Consider the following 23330-nt stretch of genomic DNA (forward strand, 5'->3'; position numbering starts at 1 on the left):
CTTCTTTTATTTGGGTGCGTAGTCGCCGTGGAAATATTTCTGACTGATCGCCGTTACCGTGCCATCCGCGATCAATTTCTGTAACTGCGCATTGATGTCGTTCGCCAGGATCTCTCCCTTCGCGCCTTTGGCAACCAGGAAGTAGCTGTAAGGCGCAGCGATAAGCCCGCTTTCTTCTTTGCTAAGCGGTATCACCTTCAGTTTCAGCTGGTACTCTGCGATGTACTGTTCCAGCATCGATTTATCAATCAACTGGAAGTCTGCTCTGCCACTCTCTACGTTCTGCAATACGGGTAACAGCTCCGCTTCGGTGTACTTCAGATTGACCGGATTCTCTTTATGTTGCTGGTTATACTTTTCCAACGCGGTGGTGAAGTTGATACCCGGATTGACTTCCGTGGATTTCCCCAGCAGATCTTTCAAAGAATGAATACTGTCATTTTTTTCACTGATGGCAATCACAAACTGGTTTTCAAATATCGGCTGCGTAAAAATGTATTTTTCTTTGCGCTGTTTGTTTTCAGCAAAGTTATTTGCACCGACCTGAAAACGGTCGGAATCAAGTCCGGCCAATATTGAGGGGAATTCGGTGGTAGTAAAAGAGACTTTATATTGCGGCAGATGGCTGAACACCGCTCTGGCGAGATCAATATCATAGCCTACCAGCTGATTATCCTTATCAAAATAGGTAAAAGGTCGCGGGCCGGCCGAAGTGGCGACCACGATATTAACCGGTTTATCCGTCGTGGCTGCGTTGACAGGGTCAATGCCATAAAAACCGCCGATAGCCACACCGGCACCCACTAAAAAGAACGACGCAACCGCGTGCCTGGTCATCTGTAAATTCATGGTTGTTATCCTGATCGTAAGAAATAGGTTGTTATCTCGCATCCACTATCATGCGCAATTGTCGTATTACAGCGCGGCGCGCTGGTGGGAGAAATGCCAGAGCGATACATCAGGCCCTTTTGCCAGAATTTGATACGGGTTGGCGTTGAAATCGCCTAACTGGTAACCCTGTTTGATGGCATGAAAATCGGTGGTGTCGCCAAAACCCGGCGTCTGGTAGAGATCGCGCGCATAGCCCCATAAATGCGGAAAATCGATCACGCGATTGCGGTTGGTGCGAAAAACGCTGTAGTACGCCACATCAAAGCGCGCCAGCGTGACGTATAACCTGACGTCCGAATCCGTAATGCGGTCACCAAACAAATAGCGTTGGCTGGCAAGGCGCTGCTCTAAAATATCCAAGCGATTAAATAAAGTGTCCCATGCGGATTCATAAGCAGATTGCGTCTGCGCAAATCCGGCTTTATACACGCCATTGTTGACGTCATGGAAAATAACCGCATTCAGTGCATCAATCTCCGTGCGTAACGCTTCAGGATAGAGATCGGGGGCATCCGGCTTATGAAATTTTTTAAATGCCACTTCGAAATAATTCGTCAACTTAAAATAGTCGTTATTTACCACAATCCCCTTTTTCACATCGACCACGGCGGGCACCGTGGCACGCCCGGTATAATTGGCATCGCTTTTGGCATAAATTTCGGGCAAATAATGAATGCCCAATACCGGGTCAACGCCACCTTCATCCAATGAAAAGGCCCATCCACGCGTGGTTCTCACCGGGTGTGCCGTTCCCAGACTGATAACATCCTCTAATCCCAACAGTTTTCTCACAATCACCGCACGGTGCGCCCAGGGGCAAATAGGCGTCCACAGCAGACGATAACGATCCTTTTCTACTGGAAGTTCACCCGGCTTATCACCGAAAGGGGTGGTAAAACGATTCTGTTGTCTGATAAATGCGCCATCTTGCGCAATTTCATGAGTAATTTCTGATGTGGCAATATTACTCACGGTGTTAGTTGTCATCATCCTGTCCTTTAGCCAATAGGGTGCCGATGCTTATTCTTAAAAGAGAATAAAAGCTTAATTGAAATATTTTTTTGAATTATGCGCGCTACGATAAGCAAAGTTAAATGCGGAAAACGGATATGTTTAGCAAAAAAAAACCTGCGACAACCTTTGTTATCGCAGGTGAAGGTAAAGGTTAATGCGCGGTTATCAAAACATCCACTGAAGGCCCAAGGTATATTGCGTTTGATCGCCGTCATCATGGGAAAAACGGCTGCCCACTTCGGTGTAGACATTCAGGTGTTTTTCCGTCACCCACTGTAAGCCCAGCGCGGCACGACCAAAATGTTTATCCGGTGATGCCACTTGCACGCTACGCGCCCCGCCGCCATCGCGCGCATGAACGGTAAAACGGTCATTTAATCCATCGGCCAACTCATTGACCCAACTCACTGACGCATAAGGGTGCAGTGAGAAGGTGGAATTGAGATCGATATTACCGCGCACGCGCCAGCCAAGACGCGCTTCCAGCGAGTTCAGGTTCTGTTTTTCATAGCGAACCGCAGTGCGTAAAGATTCCCGGTCATCAAAGCCGTTGATGCGATAATGGCTATAATCCATCTCGACCAAAGGGCCGGTGCGCCACGCGCCCAGTGAGAAATCATAACCGCTCATCAAACGCGTGCTGATAAACTGGGCTTGCGTTTCACCGCTCAGCGTATTATCCAACAGCACCGGCCCCCCCGCAGATTGAATATGCACATCACGACGGGTATCGATTGAGGCGCGCCCGCCTGAAATATCCCCAGCGGCCCACAGCGGACCGCCGTCATGCCACAGGGAATAGAGCCCGGCCTGCCAGGTATCACTTTTCAGGTGCCCATTACGTTCCAGTTCATCGGTATTGCGCATGACGCTCAGGCTGCCACCAACGGTGACGCTGTCACTTAGTGTATAATCCAGCAGTGCGTAGGCCATTACCGCACGCGCATTTTTTTGTGGAGCCAGATCGAACCCGGAAGATGGCAGTTGCTGCCCTTCAATCCCGACGGCACCGTCCAGCGATCCTGTACGTCGTGGCAAATCCTGGAGCATCGACCAACGCTGACTGTGAAGATCGGCCAACGATTGATGCTGGCGTTTCACACTGTCTTCCATGGCGCGCTGCATATTTGCCGCCGACATTGCAGAATGAAGTCGATCGGTATCGGAGATTTCCAGCAGCAAACGCGAGATCAGGCGAGAAACGTCGCTCAGGCGCTGCGCCACGCGATCGGGACCCAACGCGTCTGTCAGCACCGTTTCGTTGTCAAGGGCGGGGTTATGCCAGGTTGCGCCACCGGGAATGGCCGGATTCGTGGTCTGTTCATAACCGTCTAAATCGCCGATGTTCCAGTTGGTCGCCTCCATATACAGCACCGGGATGTTAAAGGCATTGTTAAAACTGTCACCGTCGCTACAACAGCCGGTACCGGCGGGATAATCAGGATTAAGGCCCGGGTTGGTAAACAGCGCTATTCCCAACTCTTTGGCGATACGCAACGTCTGTTCGCGCAGACTGGTCAGCGCGGGATTTGCCACGCTGTTGCTGCCCGCATGGGCATACAGCATGTCACCGGTGATCATGCTGTCCATGTTGATCATCGCCTTGAGATTGCCGTCATAACCTTCTGCCTGCAAGGCATTGACCAACGCCTGCGAGCCTCGCAGCCCCTCTTCTTCCGCACCGAATGCGGCAAATACCAGGGATTTTTCTGTTTGAACGCCGCTGAAATTACGCGCGATTTCGGTCAGGATAGCCGCGCCAGACGCGTTATCGTCGAGCCCTTGTAACGTCGGGCGATTGAAGTACGTGTCAAAATGCGCGCCGGTGATGATGTAATCGTTGCTTAACCCTTGATTATAAACCAGCACGTTTTGTGAGGCGCGCGAACTGCCCCCTGCCGTCCAGGTAAAATCCTGTCTGACTGCGGTATACCCGGATGACAGCATGCGCTGCTCCATCCAGTCCGCTGCGCCGGCAAAATTATCCGTACCGCGATAGCGTCCGGGATAATCATGGATCAGACGATCCACGGTCACCTGTGCGTAATCGCCATAGTCCACTGCCCATGCGGAAGAAGAAAGACACGCCAATCCCACAGCCACTGCTATTTTTTTTATCATTTACTGCATCCCTTATGATTTTTGCTGGTGTAACTGTTTCCAGCGTAAGGGTTTATGCAGTTTTTCGTTAATATGTTAATAATATGAAACATTGGGAAACAATCCGGCCCACGCGCGAATTTAGTGACTCTGCGTATCCTCAATAGAGACAGAGCCATCTGCATCGCACTGTTTGCGCGCCGCTAACCAGCAGCCCATCTGGTCAGGTGCCATCGGCTTGGCAAACAGGTAGCCTTGCGCCACCGGATAGCCCTGTTCGCGCAGAAACCGATTTTGCGCTGGCGTTTCAATACCTTCGGCAACCACGGTGAGAGACAGGCTATTGCCAATCCCTAAAATGGCGCTGCTCAACGCCCGCGCCGCTTCATCTGCCTCCAAATCGGCGACAAAACTGCGATCCAGTTTTAGCTCGGTAACCGGCAAGCGGCGCAGATAGCTGAGACTGGAATAGCCGGTGCCGAAATCATCCATCGACAGGCGCACCCCTTGCTCACGCACTTCAGCAATGGTTTTCATGGTATTGGGGTTGGTATCGAGCAGCACGCTCTCGGTGAGTTCGAGGGTTAAATGCTCCGGCGACAACGCATGACTGGCGAGGGTAGAAGCAATCATGCGCGGCAGATCGAGGTTGTGGAAACTGGTGGGCGACAGGTTGACAGAAACCGAGGGCACCGGCAGTCCTGCATCCCGCCAGGCGGCCAGTTGGCAGCAGGCTTCGCGCAGCGCCCAGCGGCCCAAATCGGCGATCAATCCGCAATCTTCTGCCAGCGGAATAAAACGCGTTGGCGGAATACTGCCAAGCTGCGGGTGCGTCCAGCGCGCCAGCGCTTCCACACCGTACAGTTTCCCGGTCGCCAGCTCAATTTGCGGCTGATAGTGCAAGGAGAGTTGATTGAGCTTCAATGCCTGGCGCAGTGCGGTTTCCAACGCAAGACGTTCTTGCGCCAGTTGATTCATTTCATTGCTGTAGAAACGGGATTGCCCACGTCCGCCACTTTTGGCCTGATACATCGCCATATCGGCGCGATGCAGCAGCGTATCCAAATCTCGGCCGTCGGTCGGAAACATGGCAATCCCGACGCTGGCGGATATCGACACGCTGGTGCCCAGCAGCAGCATGGGTTCAGCCAGTACCGATTGAAGCTGCTCAACCCTATCGCCCACCTGGCCCATGCCGCATCCCGGCAAAATCACCACAAATTCGTCACCGGAAAGTCGCCCGGCAATGTCCACCGCCCGCAACTCATGACGCAAGCGGGCGGCCACCTGTCGCAACAGTTCATCCCCCGCCGGATGTCCCAGCGAATCGTTGATTTGTTTGAAGCGATCGAGATCGATAAACAAAAACGCCATCTCGTCGTCGTCGCGGGTGGCGGCGGCAATGGCCTGATCGGTAGTGGCTTCGAGCAGGCTGCGGTTCGGCATTCCCGTCAAACTGTCATAGAACGCCAGTTGGCGCATGCGCTGGCGTTCATGCTCACGCACCAGCGCCAGCGCACATAAATGGGTACAGGCATCGATCAATCCTTGATGAAACGCTCTCGCCATGGTGTTGCGCGGCGTGCGGAAGTAGAGCGCGAAGGTGGCGATAACCTGCCCATGGTTGTTGCGAACCGGCGTAGACCAACAGCCAATGTAACCGAGCGGCAGGATCAACTGGCGATAACCTTCCCAAAGTGGATCGGTCGCAATGTCATCGACAATCACCACCTCGTTGCGAAACGCCGCGGTGCCGCATGCCCCGGCTTTTGGTCCTATCGAGCTGCCGTCCAGCGCCTGAGAATACTCATCGGGCATGCTGGGTCCGGCCAGCGGATGCAGTTTGCCGTAATTATCGACCTCCAAAATGGTGGCCGCGATATCGGGCGCAATGCGCTCCACTTCGCGACACATCAGATTAAGCACCTCTGCCAGCGGGCGCTCTGCCACCAACGCTTCAAGCGCCTGATGCTGTAATACCTCATGCATCTTTGCGCTGGTAATATCGGTCAGCGTCGATACGGTATACAACAGGCTGCCTTCTGCGTTCATGACCGGGTTCGATATCACTTTTGCCCAATAACGCTGTCCGTGTTTTCCGACCAGAACCTCTTCCCGCTCGAACGGTTTGCCAGAACGCAAAATGGTGCGTAGCCCCTCCACCATCACGCTATCTTGTTGGGGCGAAATCAGGGCTATCGGCCTTTGCCCTATCGCTTCGTCTGCCGTCCAGCCAAACATATGCACGAAACCAACGTTGACATAGATAATCTGCCACTGCGCATCGCTGATCAGCACCGCGGTATCCGTCGCATCGGCCACCAGTGATAAACGCCGCAGGCGCTCATTCTGGTCATGTTCGTGCTGGACTCTGACGCTGACATCCATGGCGATTTTCAGAATATGCTGCACCTCGCCGCCGTCGTCACGCACCGGAATGTAAGTGGCTTCAAGCCAGAGTTGCGCCCCATCGCGGCGCTGACGCTCAACCAGATCGGAATGGGGCGCGCCTTGACGCAGACTGTCCCAAAATGCGGAATACGCCGGGCTGTCGGCAAACGCAGGAAAGCAAAATTGACGGTGATCCCAGCCACAAATCTCATCGGCACGGTAGCCAAACAGCGAAAGATAGTTTTGATTCGCTCGGCGCAACCCGCCATCGAGATCAAATTCCGCAATCGCCATGCCCTGATCCAACGCGTTAAATTGCTGTGCTATAGCCTCGGCAGAGAGCGATTCGGCTCGGTTAAGTGCTCCAAACATTGTTTTAGCTCCTCATTATATGAACCGCGATCGTCCCTTATCCGAGGCTCTACGCCAAAAAAGTTAATTACGGAGGCAATCCACATAACGCGCAAATATAAATATCATTGACACGCAAATATTCAGCATAAAGCGCACGCTGTGTATTTTTTATCATGTGGAAAAATAGCGTATTCACAGCAAATAGCGGTTATAACCACCTTTAACCTGGCCATGAAATAAATAAAATTTTTGTCACACCCGTTAATTAGCACGCTAAATATTCAATGATTTCATAATGATAATAACGAGACATGCAGCAGCAACGGCATCCATAGACAGTATAAGTATGGTACTAAATCGGCATAAGGCCATTTTTCTATAAAGAAGCAGGTTACCGTGCCGATAGAGGTATTAATAAGGAAAACCAATAAATAATATGGACTTATCTGCCTAATAAAACGACAGGTGGTGTAAGAGTACCACGTTGTAAATGTTATCTGCGGCTGCCAAGGATGGGCGGTTGGTGAGCCAGCCCTCCCTCCTTGCATCTTCAGACTGCACGTTTTCACAACGCCGTCATTTCCTTATTGAAACACTACGCCAGCGCCTAGTGTGACGTTTGATCTGCTTGAAAACGAGAGAAGAGACTACACCATGAAACTACGCACTCGGATTATGCTGCTTTGCGGCGCAACACTATTGGGTCTATTGATTTTATCTGCTGTAGCGTTGAATACACTCTATTCTTCGCTGATGAAAGAGCGCACCAGCCACCTGACAACGTTGGTTGAGTTAGCGCAAGCCTCCGCACAAAAAGCGTATGACCGGGAAAAGGCAGGTCAGATCAGTCATGACGAAGCCATGGCCGAAGCCAAACGTGCCATTGGCAGCTTTCATAAAGATACACGCTATTTCTTCGTACTCGGCTACAGCGATGACGTGAACTATGTTCACCCTGACGCCAAACGCGTCGGTATTGTGGATGCCAACGGCGGCCGAGAATCCGGCGTGCGTAACCGTGATGCGCTTAAGCAGGCCGCGCAGCAAGGCCAGCCCCTAGCCTTCACCTCGGGTAAGGGCATGCGCCCCGGTACGGATGGCCTGGTTGATAAACTCTACGCCATCACGCACTTCGAACCCTTCGACTGGATCATTGGCACCGGCGACTATATCGATGATATTCAGCAGACGTTCTGGCGCAATGCGCTGATGCTGCTGGCGCTCGTTACCGTGTTAATACTCGCCACCACGCTGTTGGCCTGGAACATGCTGCGCACGTTACTGCGTCAATTGGGCGGTGAGCCGCAATACGCGGTAGAAGTGGTACGTGAAATCGCTGACGGTAACCTGACCGTTGACGTGCAAACGCGTCCAGGCGACAACAGCAGTATTTTGTTTGCCATCAGTGCCATGCGCGACAAACTGGCTGATTTGGTGAGCCAGGTACGCAGCAGCACCCACTCCATCACTACCGCATCGATGCAAATTGCATCCGGTAACGAAGACCTGTCATCACGCACCGAATCGCAAGCCAGCGCGTTGCAGGAAACCGCCGCCGCGATGGAACAACTCACCTCGACGGTACATAACAACGCAGAGAATGCCCGCAACGCCAATGCGTTGGCGCAGTCTGCCTCCGACGTCGCTGTTCGCGGTGGTGCTGTGGTTAAACAAGTGGTGAATACCATGGATTCCATCAACGGCTCGTCGCGTAAAGTGGTGGACATCATCGGGGTGATTGACAGCATCGCCTTCCAGACCAATATCCTGGCGTTAAATGCCGCCGTCGAAGCGGCGCGCGCCGGTGAACAAGGTCGCGGTTTTGCCGTGGTCGCCACCGAAGTGCGCACGCTGGCACAGCGCTCCGCGTCTGCCGCCAAGGAGATCAAGGGCCTGATCGATGACTCAGTATCTAAAGTGGATGAAGGCACCACGCTGGTGAAACGTGCCGGTGTTACCATGAGTGAAGTGGTTGAAAGCGTGCAACGCGTGACAGCCACCGTTGCTGAAATCAGCGCCGCCAGCGCAGAACAAAGCTCAGGTATTGAGCAGGTCAACCTGGCCGTTGCGCAGATGGATCAAAGCACCGAGCAAAATGCCGCACTGGTGCAAGAAGCGCTGGCCGCCGCCAAATCGCTCAGCGATCAGGCTCAGGGATTGTCTCGCACCGTGGCTCAGTTCCGCGTTGACGATGGTAGTGACATCCTGCCCGCGTTGGCACGGTTAAACTAAGCCGAAAACCGCCTGGTGCGAGAGCGCTTATCTCGCCCAGGCGTTCGGTTGCTGGCGAACCGATCATGCATTCATCGCGGCCTTGAGAAACGGGCCGGTAATCGAATCCGGTGCATCCATCATCGCTGAGGCCGTTCCCGCAAACACCACCTGTCCACCACGGTGCCCGGCACCCGGCCCCATTTCAATCAGCCAGTCAGCATGTGCAATCACATCCAGATTGTGCTCAACCACAATCACGGTATGACCGCGCTCGACCAGCCCATCAAACAGTGCCAGCAATCGGTCTACATCCGCACGGTGTAAACCTGTGGTAGGTTCATCAAACAGATACAGCGAACCGCCCTCTTCCAGTTGGGATGCCAGTTTCAACCGTTGTCGTTCACCGCCGGAAAGTGTACTCAGGCATTGGCCCAACGGCGCATAGTCTAAACCGACGCGCTGCAAACGCTGCAATAACCGCACAATGGGCGCATGACCGGAAAAATGCACCATGGCTTGCGCCACAGAGAGCGCCAGTGTCTGCACCATGTTTTTCCCTAAATAGTCCACCGCACGCGCAGCATGATTAAATCCGCTGCCTGCACAGGCTTCGCAGGGCGTTTCAACGCTGTCCATAAACGCCAGATCGGTGTGTATCATTCCCAGTCCTTTGCATTCCGGGCAAGCCCCTTGTCCGTTGCTGCTAAACAGGCTGGCGGGATGCCCACTGACACGCGCAAACAACGCGCGGATAGGCTCCACTATCCCCATATAGCTGGCAATCGTTGACCGACGCGTTCCGCCAAGCGCGCGTTGGTCAATCAGCACGGCATGCGGATAGTGGCGTGGCAACAGTCGGTTCACTAACGTGCTTTTCCCCGACCCCGCTACGCCGGTGACAACGGTGAGTGCTCCCATAGGGAATGTCACATCGATATGATGCAGGTTATGCAACGAAACATCATGCAACGACAATTGCCCGGTCGTCACGCGCGGTTGGGTATTAAGACGTAAGGGACGGGAAAGCGCACGGGCGGTTGGCGTATCCGCGAGTCGTAATCCGGCATAATCCCCCTGATAGACCACGCGCCCGCCGTCAATACCGGCGGCCGGCCCCATATCAACAATGTTATCGGCGATGGCGATAACCGCCGGATCGTGCTCCACCACCAGCACCGTATTGCCTTTGTCACGCAAACCGCGCAACAAGGTATTGAGTTGATGCACATCGCGTGGATGCAAGCCTGCACTGGGCTCATCAAAGATATAGGCGATATCGGCAAGGTTGCTATTCAGATACCGCACCATTTTGACTCGTTGCGCTTCTCCGCCGGACAAACTTGCTGTCGCGCGCGCCAGACTCAGATAATCCAATCCCAACGTCGCCATTTGCTCCAGTCGCTCGATCATTGCCGCTACCACCGAGACAACCGGAGCAATCGCCAACCCGCGCAAAAAAATCAGCAACTGCCCGACCTCCATTGCCGCACAATCCGCAATCGACTTGCCCGCAATGTTGCACGACAGCACGGTGGGGTTAAGCCGCGCGCCCACACAATCAGGACAGGTCTGGCGCGCGATCACCGCGGCCAACCCTTCACGCTCCGCCTGTGTCAAACGGCTGGGTTCATGATCGAGATAAGCGCGTCGAAAGCGCGGGATCACCCCCTGATAGCGCGCGGTTGCTGGCCATCCAGGTAAAGGCTGCGTCACCGCGCGATCGTCGTCATACAGTAAGGTCTGCCACTCGGCGGACGAATAGTCTGACAGCGGTTTGTCATTATCAAACAGCCCAGAGCAGACGTAGCGTTTCCAGCGGTAGCTACCGGGCGCAAACGTGGGAAAGCGAATCGCGCCCTGATTGAGCGATCGGCGGCGATCGAACAGCCGTTCAATATCAAGCTGATCTACCACGCCGAGCCCCTGACACTGGGGGCACATACCCTGAGGATGATTAAAAGAAAACACGTTTGCATAGCCAATAAAGGGCTGACCAGCACGAGAAAACAACAGGCGTAGCAAAGGCTGAATATCGGTCGCGGTGCCGACCGTGGAACGCGCATTACCGCGCAGCGGTTGTTGATCGACAATAATGGATGCGGGCAGATAACGTAAGGCATCAGCCTGCGGCTGACCGTAATGCGTGAGTCGATGGCGGATAAACGCGCTGTGGCTTTCGTTGAACTGACGCTGTGATTCTGCGGCTAGCGTGTCAAACACCAGTGAGGATTTGCCAGAGCCGGATACGCCGGTAAACACGGTGATACACCCTTTGTGAATACGCAAGCTGACATTACGCAGGTTATTTTCACGCGCGCCGATAATCTCCATATCACGATAACCTCGGATCGCGTTGCTCATGGTTGATCCGCCCCGGCCCGCGCCTCCTGCATGGCTAATGCCGCACTGACCTTCTCGCACAGCTCAGTGAAAATGGCTTGCTCACCCGCAGACAGGGCTTCCATTGCGCGCTGTGCCGCATCGCGGCGGCCGTCTGCCGCCCGCGCCAGAAAATCGCGCCCGAGTTCGGTTAATACGGTAACTTGCGCACGCCGATCGTCATCGTCCTGCACCTGTGCGATCAGCCCCAAATCTTTCAAAACGCGTAGGGATTTGGATACGCCGGTGCGAGCAATACCCAGTCGCTCGCCCAATGCAGAAGGCGTCATTCCGCCTTGCAGTCGCAGCAGTTCCAAAATGTCATACTGCCCCCAGCTTACGGCTTCTGGCGTATAACGCGCTCGCCGAGCCACCAGCACACACTGCAAACCGGACAACGCGTTTTCCAACGCGCTGGGTTCCGGCAGCTTGCCGTGTTCAGACATCGATAACCTTGTCACTTGCATTCCTTACAGAAACCAATTTGGCTATAAATCGTGATTTATATAGTAAATTGGTTTCTATTTGGAAATCAAATGATCATTGCACACCTGCATTGAGTGCACTAATCACCTTTCCCCTTACGCCATTTACGCAAACGCCCATGCGCGTTGTTATAAGGGGAAGAGGTATTGAATTGAATCATGCGGCCTTGCGTCCATTTTCCGTACCACGGCTGGCCGTAAAGTTGCTCATCGCTGCTGGCGTTGATGTGAGCAACAATGTGCGCCTGAGCGGCGATCAGACGTTCAATCACCTGCGTAAAAGGGAGTGCCTCATAATCGTGATAGAATTTTTGTGCCAACCGACCCAGCTCATTCCATTTGAACCCTGTTTCAGGAAAATCAATGGGCTCACCAGCGGCATCCCGCGCCAGCCATTTCAGCACCAGTTCATTCCATCCCAACAGATAGGCGGCGAGGTTGTTCACGCTCATCATCGTGTCTTTAGCGTGTCCCGGCAGGCTTGGTTCATCCACAACTGCGGCAGGCACCTGCGCAAACTCCTTGCACAGCTTACTGAATTCGCCGTCGATTGCCGCCAACAACGCGGCTTTGTCTTGTGGAACCGCCATCCTCTTTCCCCGTCTTAACGCGAATACTGCTGAGCGATAAGACTACCGCACGTTGATATCCCAGACAGTGATCCTGCTCCGATACTAACGCGCGGACGTCGTGGCTAGCGCATGGATAGCCGGAAGCAAATCCGCTGGCGATTGGCACAACCGGTCTGCGCCGCTGCTGACCAACTCTTGTAACGAGCCATATCCCCAGCGTGCGCCAATCGATAACAGGTGGTTATGCTGCGCGCTAACAATATCTTCTTTACGGTCGCCGACCATGACCGATATGGAGGGCGGCAAACCCTGCTTGCCCACCAGATGCGCCACCAGCAGCCGTTTATCGTCCATGCTGCCATCCAGCGGTGTGCCGAGAATGTCGTCAAACAGCGCGCTGATGCCGATACGCGCCACTATCCGTTCCGCAAAAGGTTGTCGTTTTGAGGTGGCGATAAACAGCCGATGTCCCTCGGCGTGCAGCGTTTGAAGCACCGGCTCAATGCCCGGATACATCAATCCCTGAAGTAACCCGACGCGACCATAATGTTCACGATAGAGCGCCACCGTCTGCGCTACGCGATCGTCACCAAACGGTGCCAGCAGCGTCGCGACAATCTGATCCATCGGTGGCCCAATCAAGGCGGTGATGTCCGTCTCTTCGGCCAAACGGTGCCCTTGCTGTTCCAGCGCGTAGGCCAGACTGGCGCGAATCCCCGGCACAGAATCCACCAGCGTACCGTCCATATCGAAAATAACATTCATCCCTTGTTCCTTAATCGGGTTCACCTGCCGCGTTTTTGGTGCCGACACCGGTCACCATTGCCGCACTGGCGACGGTAAACAACGCCATAATCCATGCCATGGTCCACGGCGTGCCATCACTTAACCACGCCAGCAACAGCGAGGAGATGATGCCGCTACCGTATTGCAATGCGCCGATCAACGCCGAGGCCGATCCGGTCATGGTCGGCACGGCGTCCAGCGCGGCGGCGGTGGAGGTTGCCGCCACGATGCCGTTCATCGAGAAGAAAACAAACACCAGCACCACGATAGCCAAACTGCCGCCCCACTGCATCTTGACGGCCACCGCCATAACCAGCATGGCCAACGCTGCGATCCGCGTGGCGTATTTTACTAATATTTCCAGCGTAAAGCGCTGCACTACTGTGCGATTGACCAGACTCAGGGCCATCACCCCGAGAATATTGACGGCAAAAAGCCAGCCATAGTGCTGCGGATCAATGCCGTAATAACGGATGTAGACCAACGGCGATCCGGCAATAAACGCATAGGCCGAGACATAATAAAAGGTCACACACAGGGTAAACCGGCGATAGCTCGGGTTTTTCAGCAGCGAATAATAGTTGCGAAACGCATCGGTGAATGAGGCATTGACGCGCTTTTCCACCGGCAGCGTTTCCGGCAGCCACAGCAACGAAACAAACATGGCGATGCCTATCACCGCCAGCAGCCAGAAAATCATCGGCCAGGTACTGACACGAATAATCTGCCCGCCCAGTAGCGGGCCGACAATCGGCGCAATCGCCATCACCACCACTAACGTGGAGAGCATCTGGGCGGCGCGCGTGCGGGCAAACAGATCGCGGATCATCGCGCGCGCCAACATCGGCCCGGTGCAGGCCCCCAACGCCTGGAAAATGCGCCAGAACACAATCTGCTCAATAGAGGTCGAACGGGCGCAGCCGATGGAGCCAATCACAAACAGCACCATACCGATAAACAGCGGCCGACGTCGCCCAATGCGATCGCTGATCGGGCCCCAAATAAGCTGCGCGATGGCAAACCCAACCAAAAATCCGGTAATGGTTAATTCGGCATTGCCGTGCAGATCGCTACCCATCACCGGCATCGCAGGCAGATAGATATCGGTAGACAGTGAAGTGAAGGCCATCAAGGCGCTGAGGATGACAATAAATCCCCATCCGCCCTGTTGTAATCGTTTGCGGGTAGCGGGTTGTTGCGATTGATTCATGTTTATTCACTAAGCAGTTAGCATCAAGGCCGACAGCAGAGCGGGTCCCCTGCATTCGGCGTACCCTCGCATCCTATCTGACGGACAGCGCCGCATTAATCCCTCAAAAGCACAATAGCGTTATGAATTGAATTCATGACCCCTTTCGCCATTACTTTGCCTTGAATTAATAATCAGTCAATAAAGTCAATTGAAGTGACAGTAACAGTGTTTAATATCGCAAAAAGGCCAATTACTCGATATTTCATCTATACTCAAACCAATTTGGCCGCAGTGTAGACCTAAACGGTGATGAGCTATCTGATGAAAATACGTTTAACGCAATGGTTTTCCTCCCTAAAAAAACAACGGCAACAGTCCCCTGCCTGGTCTGCAACGCCGGACGCCGATGATGACACCCTGAAGGCGGCACTCTTCTCCAGCGCACAAATGGCACAGTACGGAAAAACGCTGGCGCAATCCCATAAACTTTCTGCCACATCAATGCCTTACCATTTAACCCGGCGTCTGGCGGAGAACGAAGCGGTCATCACGCGACATTGCTCGATGCTCAGTGCCGCCGATAAAGCCAGCATTACGCCCGCCGGGGAATGGTTACTGGATAATTACTATCTGATTGAAGAGCAGATTCGTCTGGTGAGGCACCATCTGCCCAAGGATTTTGGCAAAGGGCTGCCTGTTCTACTCCCTCCCCGCCATCGTCCGCGTATTTATGATATCGCTACTGAAATTATCGCCCACGGCGATGGGCGTTGGGACAAAGAGAACCTCAGCCATTTTATCGTTGCCTATCAAGAGGTGACGCCGCTCACGCTGGGAGAGCTCTGGGCATTGCCCGGTATGCTGCGCCTGGCGTTGATCGAAAATTTGCGGCGCGTCAGTATTGAAGTGGCGAACACCCAGCAAGCGCGTCAGTTAGCTGAGCGCTGGGTGACTAAACTTGTCGCCTGCGCCGAACAACGCCCGTCAGAACTGGTGATGATGATTGCCGATTTGGCCCGTTCCAGACCGCCATTAACCAGCGCTTTCGTGGCCGAGTTGGTGCGCCGCTTGCAGGGGCGAGGCAATCTGCTGATGCTGCCGCTGACCTGGTTAGAACAGCAACTGGCGGATAACGGCACTTCCGCTGATGCACTGACCCAGCGCTTTAGTCAGCAACTCGCCGCCCAGCAGCTTTCCGTCAGTAACAGCATTAACGGGTTGCGGTTGCTGAGTGAAACCCACTGGGCCGATTTTACCGAAGCAATGAGTCTGGTTGACCGGACGCTGCAACAGGACCCTGCGGGCGTCTACCCCGAGATGCATTTTGATACCCGGGATCACTATCGCCATGTGATTGAGATGCTGGCCCGCCACAGCCGCTACAGCGAAGGGGAGATAGCACAGCAGGTGCTTGCCTTGGCGCGCGCGGCGGATGCCAGCACCACCGCCCACCATGTGGGCTACTATTTGATTGGCGATGGAAGAGCGCGGCTGGAACAACAGTTGGCAACCGACATTTCATGGATGGCGCGATTACGGGACGGTTTTAATCAGATTCCGCTGCTTTCCTGGCTGGGCAGCCTTAGCCTGCTCACCACGGCGTTCACCGCCCATTTACTGCTCAAAACCCACGAACAGGGCATGGGCTGGACGCTGTGGTTGCTGGCCGTGCCGCTGATGCTGGTCGCCAGTCAGTTAGCCACGTTCCTGCTGAGTGAAGCCACAACGCGCTGTCGCACGCCTACGCCGCTGCCACGCATGGATTTTTCCCGCGAGATACCCGCCGCTTTCAGTAGCATGGTGGTGATCCCCTGCCTGCTGACCAGCCGCGAGAGTATCAGTAAACTGCTCAAGCGGCTCGAGGTATGCTATCTGGCAAACACCAGCGCGCACCTCTATTTTGCGCTACTCACCGATTTTGTCGACAGTACCACCCCTGATGCTCAGGAGCACAACGATCTCCTGGCATGGGCGGATGCACAAACCCGCGAACTCAACCACCGCTATGCCCGCGACGGCGATCCGGTGTTCTATCTGCTGCACCGCGCCCCCGCGTGGAACCCGAAACAAGGGGTGTGGATGGGCTATGAGCGCAAACGCGGTAAACTGGCGCTGTTAAACCGCTGGCTGCGCCATCCCGAAGGGCAATTTGCCCACATTGTCGGTAACGTGACGGGCCCGGTAAACCGGATCAAGTATGTCATCACGCTGGATTGCGATACCGTGCTGCCGCGCGATACCGCGCACAAACTGGTTGCCACGCTGGCACATCCGCTCAACCAGCCTAAGTACGATCCCGCCAGTCAGCGCGTGATTGAAGGCTATGGCATTTTGCAGCCGGGCATGGCAGAGGAGATCCCCCGTTACGGGCAAGGCCGCTATGCCACGCTGTTCAGCGGTGCGGCAGGCAACGATCCCTACACCATGATGTCATCCGACATTTATCAGGATCTGTTTGGCGAAGGCTCTTTTGTCGGCAAAGGCATCTACGATGTGGATACTTTCGTTACCGCAACGCAGCAGGTGTGCCCGGAAGATTTGGTGCTGAGCCACGATCTGCTCGAAGGCTGTTATGCCCGTTCGGGGCTGGTCAGCGACGTGCTGTTGTATGAACAGTATCCGAACCATTATCTGGCCGATGTAGCGCGCCGCACTCGTTGGATTCGGGGCGACTGGCAACTGCTTAACTGGCTGAAACCTCAGGTGATGCGTGCGGATGGATCGCACAGCAAAAACCCATTGAGCCTGCTGTCGCGTTGGAAACTGTTCGATAATTTGCGCCGCAGTCTGGTGCCGCCCGCCTTTTTGACACTGCTGTTCTGCGCCCTGTTGGCCGTGCCCAATCACGCCTATTGGCTGTCGGCATTAACGCTGACAGTGCTGCTGCCCACGCTGCTGTCCACGTTTCAGGACATCATCAGCAAGCCTCGGCGCCGTCCGTTCGAGCAGCATGTGCGGTTGGTGATTGTCGGTGCGCGCCAACGTTTGCTGCGTATGGGCGTCGAGATCCTCACCTTGCCGCACCGTGCGGGGTATTCGCTTCACGCCATTGCCATCACCCTGTGGCGACTGGGTGTCAGCCGACGTAATCTTAATCAATGGACCACTTTTGCGCAGTGCAGCGCACAGCGCGACGCCGCACCGGGGCGCTTTTACCGCGCCATGTGGCTCAACGTAGCGATGGGGGTGGCTCTCCCGTTGCTGAGCGCACAGCTTGCGCCCATGCTGCTGGTGGTGGCACTGCCTCTGGGGGCACTCTGGTGTCTGACGCCGTTATTGCTAAGCTGGATGAGCCGCGAACCTCAACGTCAGCGAACGGCGCTGAATGCCAAGCAACAGCGACGGCTGCGACAAAACAGCCGGGAAATCTGGGCATTCTTCGAGACCTTTGTCACCGCAGACGACAACTGGCTGCCGCCGGACAATTATCAGCAAGCGCCGCACGCGGTCATCGCTCACCGCACGTCGCCTACCAACATCGGCCTGTCATTGATGGCAACGCTGACCGCCTGGGATTTCGGCTACCTGCCGCTGGAACAGGCTCTGACGCGCATCGCGGACACCCTGGATACGCTGGACAAACTGGAGCATTATCGCGGCCATTTGTACAACTGGTACGACACGCGCACGTTGGCCCCGCTGGCCCCGCGCTATATCTCCAGCGTGGACAGCGGCAATATGGCAGGTCACCTGCTCACGCTGCACGCGGCCATGCGTGCACTGCGCCATCAGCCGGTTTTTGATGCCGCACAGGTTGTGGCCGGTCTTGATGATACGCTGCGCATTCTGGTCAGGCACTGGGGCCGTAATGCGCCAACCACACTGCGCCAAATGCAGCGCCACTGTACGCGCGCTGCCGCCCTCGCGCCCGCGGCCTTGTTGGGCGAGTTGCTGCACATGCGCGACCTCGCCTGCCGGTTACTCAACCTGTGTCCTGCGGATGAAGAGCCGGTTCGCCGCTGGGTTGAACGTCTTCATCATCAGCTCAGCGCACTGTGCGATGCCTGGTCGGCACTGCTTGGTTGGCTGCCAGAGGACTGGGGCGACGCCCCGTTACCGTCACTCTCCTGGCTGGCTCAGGCCAGCCCTGCCGGGTCGGGAACGCCCAGTGAGACCACGGTTGGCGCTGCGCAGGCGCAGCTTAGCCTGATGGCAGACATCGAACAGCGTCTGCACCAACATGCTCAGATGGATTTTGCGTTTCTCTACAATGTCACTACCAACCGGCTCAGCGTGGGATTCAGCGTCGAAAACAACATGCTGGACAGCAGCCATTACGATCTGCTGCCCTCAGAGATCCGTCTGACCAGTTTTGTGGCTATCGCCAGCAACCAGTTGCCGGTGAAAAGCTGGGCGGCGCTCGGTCGGTTATTCACCAAAATCGACAATGAAACGGCGCTGATGTCCTGGAGCGGTTCGATGTTCGAATACCTGATGCCCAATCTGGTGATGCCGACCTATCCCGGCAGTCTGCTGGAGAAAATGAGCCAGTCGGCGGTCGAGCGCCAGATACGCTGGGGACGAGAGCGCGGCGTGCCGTGGGGCATTTCCGAATCGGGTTATTACGCTTTCGATGCCTCACAAAATTACCAGTATCATGCGTTCGGTGTACCGGGTCTGGGCCTGCGTCGCGGGTTGGCCGATGATACGGTGATCGCCCCTTATGCCACGCTGATGGCGCTGATGAACGCCCCGGACAAGGCCTGCGATAACCTCGCACGGTTGAAAAAGCTCGGCGCGCACGGTGAGTATGGCTTCTATGAAGCGCTGGATTACACCCCGTCGCGTTTAGCCAACGGACAGAGCCATGCCATCGTGCGTTCGTGGATGGCACACCATCAGGGTATGGCCTTTCAGGCGCTCTCTTATGTGCTATTGGGTGCGCCGATGGTTGAACGTTTTATGTCCAGCGCCGCGTTTCAATCTGCGCGCCTGTTGCTGCAAGAACGCGTTCCTGAGGCCATTGAGCTTTACAGCCCCCGTCGGCACTTCGATGCCTATGATGGTCGCCTCAAACCTGCGCAATACCAACCGCGCCGCTTTCATGACGCCGACACGCTGCTCCCTGAGGTGCAGTTGCTTGCCAACCATGACTATCACCTGATGGTCACGCAGTCGGGCGGTGGCTACAGTCGCTGGCGAGACATCGCACTGACCCGCTGGCGCAGCGACACCACCTGCGATAACTGGGGAAGTTACTGCTATCTCAGCGATCCGCAAAGCGGTGAGGTGTGGAATACCACCTGGCAAGCCGACGGCGATGTAGCCAGCCACTACGATGTGATTTTCACCGATGCCGGGGCGGAGTTCACCCGCAAAGCGGATAGCCTGCGCGTGAAAACCCACATTGTCGTGTCACCGGAAGATGATATCGAACTGCGCCGGATAACCCTGCTGCATCGCGGCCGTCACCCGCGCACCATTGCACTGACCACCTATGCCGAGGTGGTGCTGGCCCCGATGGCAAGCGATCTGGCCCATCCGGCCTTCAGCAACCTGTTTGTACAAACCGAACTGGTCCCTGACAAGGATGCCATTTTATGTCACCGCCGCCCACGCGCTCCGGAAGAGCGCGGGCCCTGGCTGTTCCACATGGCGGTGGTGCGCGGGCAGGTGGAAAGTACCGTGTCGTTTGACACTGACCGAGCCGCCTTCCTGGGTCGCGGACATATTCCCGCCACGGCCACCGCGCTGCACCAACCCGGCCCACTGAGCAACAGTGCCGGTGCCGTACTCGATCCTATTCTGGCGATACGCCAGTGCGTGGTATTGCAACCCGGCGTGCCGGTAACGATAGACGTGTTCTATGGCGTGACGGAAAGCCGCACCCACAGTCAGGCGCTGATGGAGAAATACCGCGATCGCCCCATTGCCAACCGGATCTTTGAATTGGCGAGTTCCCACAGTCATATTTTGCTGCGTCAAATCAATGCCAATGAAGATGACGCCGCCCTGTTTAACCGCCTTGCCAGCGCCGTGCTGTTCCCGGTGGCTGAATTGCGCGCCGAAGGGCACGTCATCACGCGCAACCGCCGCGGGCAATCGGGTCTGTGGGGATGGGGCATTTCTGGCGACTTACCGATTGTGCTGTTGACCGTCACCAGCGATGAAAGCATGGCGCTGATTACCACATTGATTCAGGCGCACCACTACTGGCGGCTAAAAGGCCTGAAGGTGGATATGGTTATCCTCAACACCCGTCAGGGTGGCTACCAGCAGGAGCTGCATCACCGCATTATCAACCTGATCACCGCTTGCGCAGAAGGCAATCAAATCGACAAGCCGGGCGGCATCTTCGTGCGCAACGCTGAACAGCTCTCCGCCGAGGATCGCCTGCTGTTGATGAGCGTGGCGCATATTTTGCTCGACGATCGTGCCGGTGACGTAGCGACACAGTTGAGCCAAAAACTGTCCGGCGCGCTGCCCCCGCAAACCACGCGGGCTGCGCGAGTTACATTGGACAGCGCGCACTATCAGCCCTGGTATCCCGATACGCATAACCTGCAATTTTTCAATGGTCTCGGGGGATTCTCTGCGGATGGCCGGGAATATCACGTTGTGTTGAACCAGGGTGACACAACACCCGCCCCCTGGTCGAATGTGCTGGCTAACGCCCAGTTCGGCAGCGTCATTTCAGAAGCGGGTCAAGCCTACACCTGGTATGAAAATGCCCATGAATACCGATTAACGCCGTGGGAAAACGATCCGATCAGCGACCGCTCCGGGGAGTCCTTTTACTTGCGTGATGAAGAGAGCGGCGCCGTCTGGTCGCCCACCACGCTCCCCGTACGCGGTCAGGGCGCTTACCTGTCGCGTCACGGTTTCGGCTATAGCGTGTTTGCCCACCGCGAAACCGGCATTGACAGCGAATTAACCGTGCTGGTCGCGCTGGAGGCCCCGGTGAAACTTGCCATGCTCACCCTTCACAACCGTTCCGGCCGCACGCGCAAGCTTTCGGCAACCGGCTACGTTGAATGGGTGCTCGGGGTTTCTCGCCTTTCCAGCGCGCTGCACGTCGTGACGCGTCCGGCCAGCGTGCACCAAGGCTGCGGAATTCTTGCCACAAACCATTACGGCAGCAACGGTTCTGAGCAGACGGCGTTTTTCGCCGTCAGCGGCGCGCAGTGTACTTTTACTGCCGATCGGCGTGAGTTTCTCGGACGCAACGGGTCGCGCTATCGTCCGGCGGCCATGGCGCAGGGCGCGCTGTCGGAGAAAACCGGCGCGGGGTTCGATCCCTGTGCCGCCGTGCAGTCGGTTGTCACCTTGATCGACGGCGATCGACAGACGTTGGTGTTCGCACTCGGCATCGGCAACAACCCGCAGGAGGCCGAAGCGCTGATCGCGAGCTACCTGAACGAAACGGCCGCCCAGAGCGAGTTGGCCGACGTACACCGTTACTGGCACCAGATGCTTGATACGGTCATCGTCAACACGCCAGACGCCGCGGTCAATCTGTTAGCCAACGGCTGGCTGCTGTATCAGACGCTGGCATGTCGCATCATGGCGCGCAGCGGTTATTACCAATCCGGCGGCGCATTTGGCTTTCGCGATCAGCTTCAGGATACGCTGGCACTCAGCCACGCCGCCCCGGAGCGACTGCGCGATCAACTGTTGCTCTGCGCCTCACGCCAATTTATTGAAGGGGATGTGCAACACTGGTGGCACCCACCTTTGGGCAATGGGGTGCGCACCCGCTGCTCTGATGATTATCTCTGGCTGCCGCTGGCGCTGTGCCACTACGTGGAAACCACCGGCGATCTCTCTTTGTTGGAACAGGCGGTGCCCTATCTTGAAGGTCGGCAACTGCTTCCCGGAGAAGAATCGGCCTACGAGCAGCCGGTGGTCAGCGCGCAGTCTGAAACGCTGTGGCAACACTGCGTGCGCGCTATCGAGCACGGGCTTGCCACGGGTCGCCACGGTTTGCCGCTGATGGGGGCCGGGGACTGGAACGATGGCATGAACCTGGTGGGGCTGGAGGGCAAAGGCGAAAGCGTCTGGCTGGCCTTCTTCCTGTACGATATTTTGCAACGCTTTTCCGCCCTGGCCGAGCGGCGACAGGAACACCAGCTTGCCACCCGCTGCCGCGAGCATGCAGCGGAGTTACAGCAAAATATTGAAATCCACGCCTGGGACGGTGCCTGGTATCGCCGTGGCTATTTTGATAACGGAGAGCCGCTGGGATCGCACCTGTCGACGGAGTGCCAGATTGATGCCATTGCCCAGAGCTGGTCGGTACTGTCGGGCGCGGGCAACCCGCAACGCTGTGCACAGGCGATCAAGGCGCTGGATACCCACCTGGTCAATCAGGACGCCGGATTTATTCAACTGCTGACGCCGCCGTTTAATGGCAACGGGCCAAACCCGGGATATATTCAAGGCTACGTGCCCGGCGTGCGGGAAAACGGCGGACAATACACCCACGGGGCGATTTGGGCGATCATGGCGTTTGCGCAGAGCGGGAACCCGGCGCGCGCCTGGGAGCTTTGGTCGCTGATCAATCCGATCAATCACAGCCTGACGCCGCAAGCAACGGCACGCTACAAAGTGGAGCCCTATGTAATGACGGCGGATATCTACAGCGTCGAACCCCACACCGGACGCGGCGGCTGGAGCTGGTATACCGGTTCGGCGGGCTGGGCCTATCGCCTGATAGTCGAAACGCTGCTGGGCGTGACGCGCCACGGTGATGCACTCACCATTGCCACCTCGTTGCCACACGACTGGCCGTCGGCCAGCCTCAGCTATCAGTTCGGCAGCAGCCGTTATGACATCACCCTGCGCAACAGCAGCGGTGAATATCGCCTGACGCTGGACGGCACCGCGCTGCCGCCAGGCAAGATCCCGCTCATCGACGACGGGCAACCCCATCAGGTGGATATTGCGTTGGGTGATAACGTGGCAGGATAAATGCCGTTGATGCCCCGGTAGCGGACTTATCGTTGTCCGCTG

General features: G+C 56.1%; 11 protein-coding genes. 2 read left to right on the plus strand and 9 right to left on the minus strand.

The features are described 5' to 3' along the window. Positions 1-6 precede the first annotated feature (6 nt). From J5069_RS04870 to J5069_RS04885, 4 genes are all read right to left on the minus strand, one after another. Complete coding sequence (locus J5069_RS04870) at positions 7-849, minus strand: transporter substrate-binding domain-containing protein (RefSeq protein ID WP_264642789.1); 843 nt, start codon at positions 847-849, stop codon at positions 7-9. Positions 850-915: 66 nt separating this feature from the next. Then, positions 916-1881: a glutathione S-transferase family protein gene (locus J5069_RS04875; RefSeq protein ID WP_264642790.1), complete on the minus strand. Its 966-nt coding sequence runs from the start codon at positions 1879-1881 to the stop codon at positions 916-918. Between the two features lie 189 nt (positions 1882-2070). Further along, positions 2071-4026 (minus strand): autotransporter domain-containing protein, encoded by a 1956-nt coding sequence (locus tag J5069_RS04880; protein ID WP_264642791.1) that lies wholly within the window; start codon positions 4024-4026, stop codon positions 2071-2073. 120 nt (positions 4027-4146) lie between these two features. Then, positions 4147-6768: an EAL domain-containing protein gene (locus J5069_RS04885; protein WP_264642792.1), complete on the minus strand. Its 2622-nt coding sequence runs from the start codon at positions 6766-6768 to the stop codon at positions 4147-4149. A gap of 636 nt (positions 6769-7404) precedes the next feature. On the opposite strand from J5069_RS04885, the gene J5069_RS04890 reads away from it, so the two are divergent. Then, positions 7405-8982, plus strand: a complete 1578-nt coding sequence (locus J5069_RS04890; RefSeq protein WP_264642793.1) for a methyl-accepting chemotaxis protein — start codon at positions 7405-7407, stop codon at positions 8980-8982. Positions 8983-9045: 63 nt separating this feature from the next. Here the strand turns inward: J5069_RS04890 and J5069_RS04895 are convergent, their stop codons facing one another. From J5069_RS04895 to J5069_RS04915, 5 genes are all read right to left on the minus strand, one after another. After that, positions 9046-11325 carry an excinuclease ABC subunit UvrA gene (locus tag J5069_RS04895; RefSeq protein WP_264642794.1) on the minus strand — a complete coding sequence of 760 codons (2280 nt, stop codon included), beginning with the start codon at positions 11323-11325 and terminating at the stop codon, positions 9046-9048. After that, complete coding sequence (locus J5069_RS04900; RefSeq protein WP_264642795.1) at positions 11322-11804, minus strand: MarR family winged helix-turn-helix transcriptional regulator; 483 nt, start codon at positions 11802-11804, stop codon at positions 11322-11324. The genes J5069_RS04895 and J5069_RS04900 overlap by 4 nt, the downstream gene beginning before the upstream one ends. Before the next feature lie 104 nt (positions 11805-11908). Then, positions 11909-12418, minus strand: a complete 510-nt coding sequence (locus tag J5069_RS04905; RefSeq protein ID WP_264642796.1) for a ClbS/DfsB family four-helix bundle protein — start codon at positions 12416-12418, stop codon at positions 11909-11911. Between the two features lie 84 nt (positions 12419-12502). Next, the gene (locus J5069_RS04910) at positions 12503-13165 is read right to left on the minus strand and encodes an HAD hydrolase-like protein (protein ID WP_264642797.1); all 663 of its coding nucleotides are present in this window, start codon (positions 13163-13165) and stop codon (positions 12503-12505) included. A gap of 10 nt (positions 13166-13175) precedes the next feature. Next, positions 13176-14396, minus strand: a complete 1221-nt coding sequence (locus J5069_RS04915; RefSeq protein WP_264642798.1) for a multidrug effflux MFS transporter — start codon at positions 14394-14396, stop codon at positions 13176-13178. 303 nt (positions 14397-14699) lie between these two features. Here J5069_RS04915 and J5069_RS04920 point away from each other — a divergent pair, with 303 nt between their 5' ends. Further along, the gene (locus J5069_RS04920) at positions 14700-23288 is read left to right on the plus strand and encodes a glycoside hydrolase family 94 protein (RefSeq protein ID WP_264642799.1); all 8589 of its coding nucleotides are present in this window, start codon (positions 14700-14702) and stop codon (positions 23286-23288) included. Positions 23289-23330 lie beyond the last annotated feature (42 nt).

The sequence above is a fragment of the Candidatus Symbiopectobacterium sp. NZEC127 genome (assembly GCF_025962675.1).
In the GTDB taxonomy this organism is placed as follows: Bacteria; Pseudomonadota; Gammaproteobacteria; order Enterobacterales; family Enterobacteriaceae; genus Symbiopectobacterium.

Coding starts and splice junctions, on each gene's coding strand:
- J5069_RS04890 (WP_264642793.1), top strand. CDS start 7,405: ATGAAACTACGCACTCGGATTATGCTGCTTTGCGGCGCAACACTATTG.
- J5069_RS04915 (WP_264642798.1), bottom strand. CDS start 14,396: ATGAATCAATCGCAACAACCCGCTACCCGCAAACGATTACAACAGGGC.
- J5069_RS04910 (WP_264642797.1), bottom strand. CDS start 13,165: ATGAATGTTATTTTCGATATGGACGGTACGCTGGTGGATTCTGTGCCG.
- J5069_RS04875 (WP_264642790.1), bottom strand. CDS start 1,881: ATGATGACAACTAACACCGTGAGTAATATTGCCACATCAGAAATTACT.
- J5069_RS04920 (WP_264642799.1), top strand. CDS start 14,700: ATGAAAATACGTTTAACGCAATGGTTTTCCTCCCTAAAAAAACAACGG.
- J5069_RS04905 (WP_264642796.1), bottom strand. CDS start 12,418: ATGGCGGTTCCACAAGACAAAGCCGCGTTGTTGGCGGCAATCGACGGC.
- J5069_RS04870 (WP_264642789.1), bottom strand. CDS start 849: ATGAATTTACAGATGACCAGGCACGCGGTTGCGTCGTTCTTTTTAGTG.
- J5069_RS04880 (WP_264642791.1), bottom strand. CDS start 4,026: ATGATAAAAAAAATAGCAGTGGCTGTGGGATTGGCGTGTCTTTCTTCT.
- J5069_RS04885 (WP_264642792.1), bottom strand. CDS start 6,768: ATGTTTGGAGCACTTAACCGAGCCGAATCGCTCTCTGCCGAGGCTATA.
- J5069_RS04895 (WP_264642794.1), bottom strand. CDS start 11,325: ATGAGCAACGCGATCCGAGGTTATCGTGATATGGAGATTATCGGCGCG.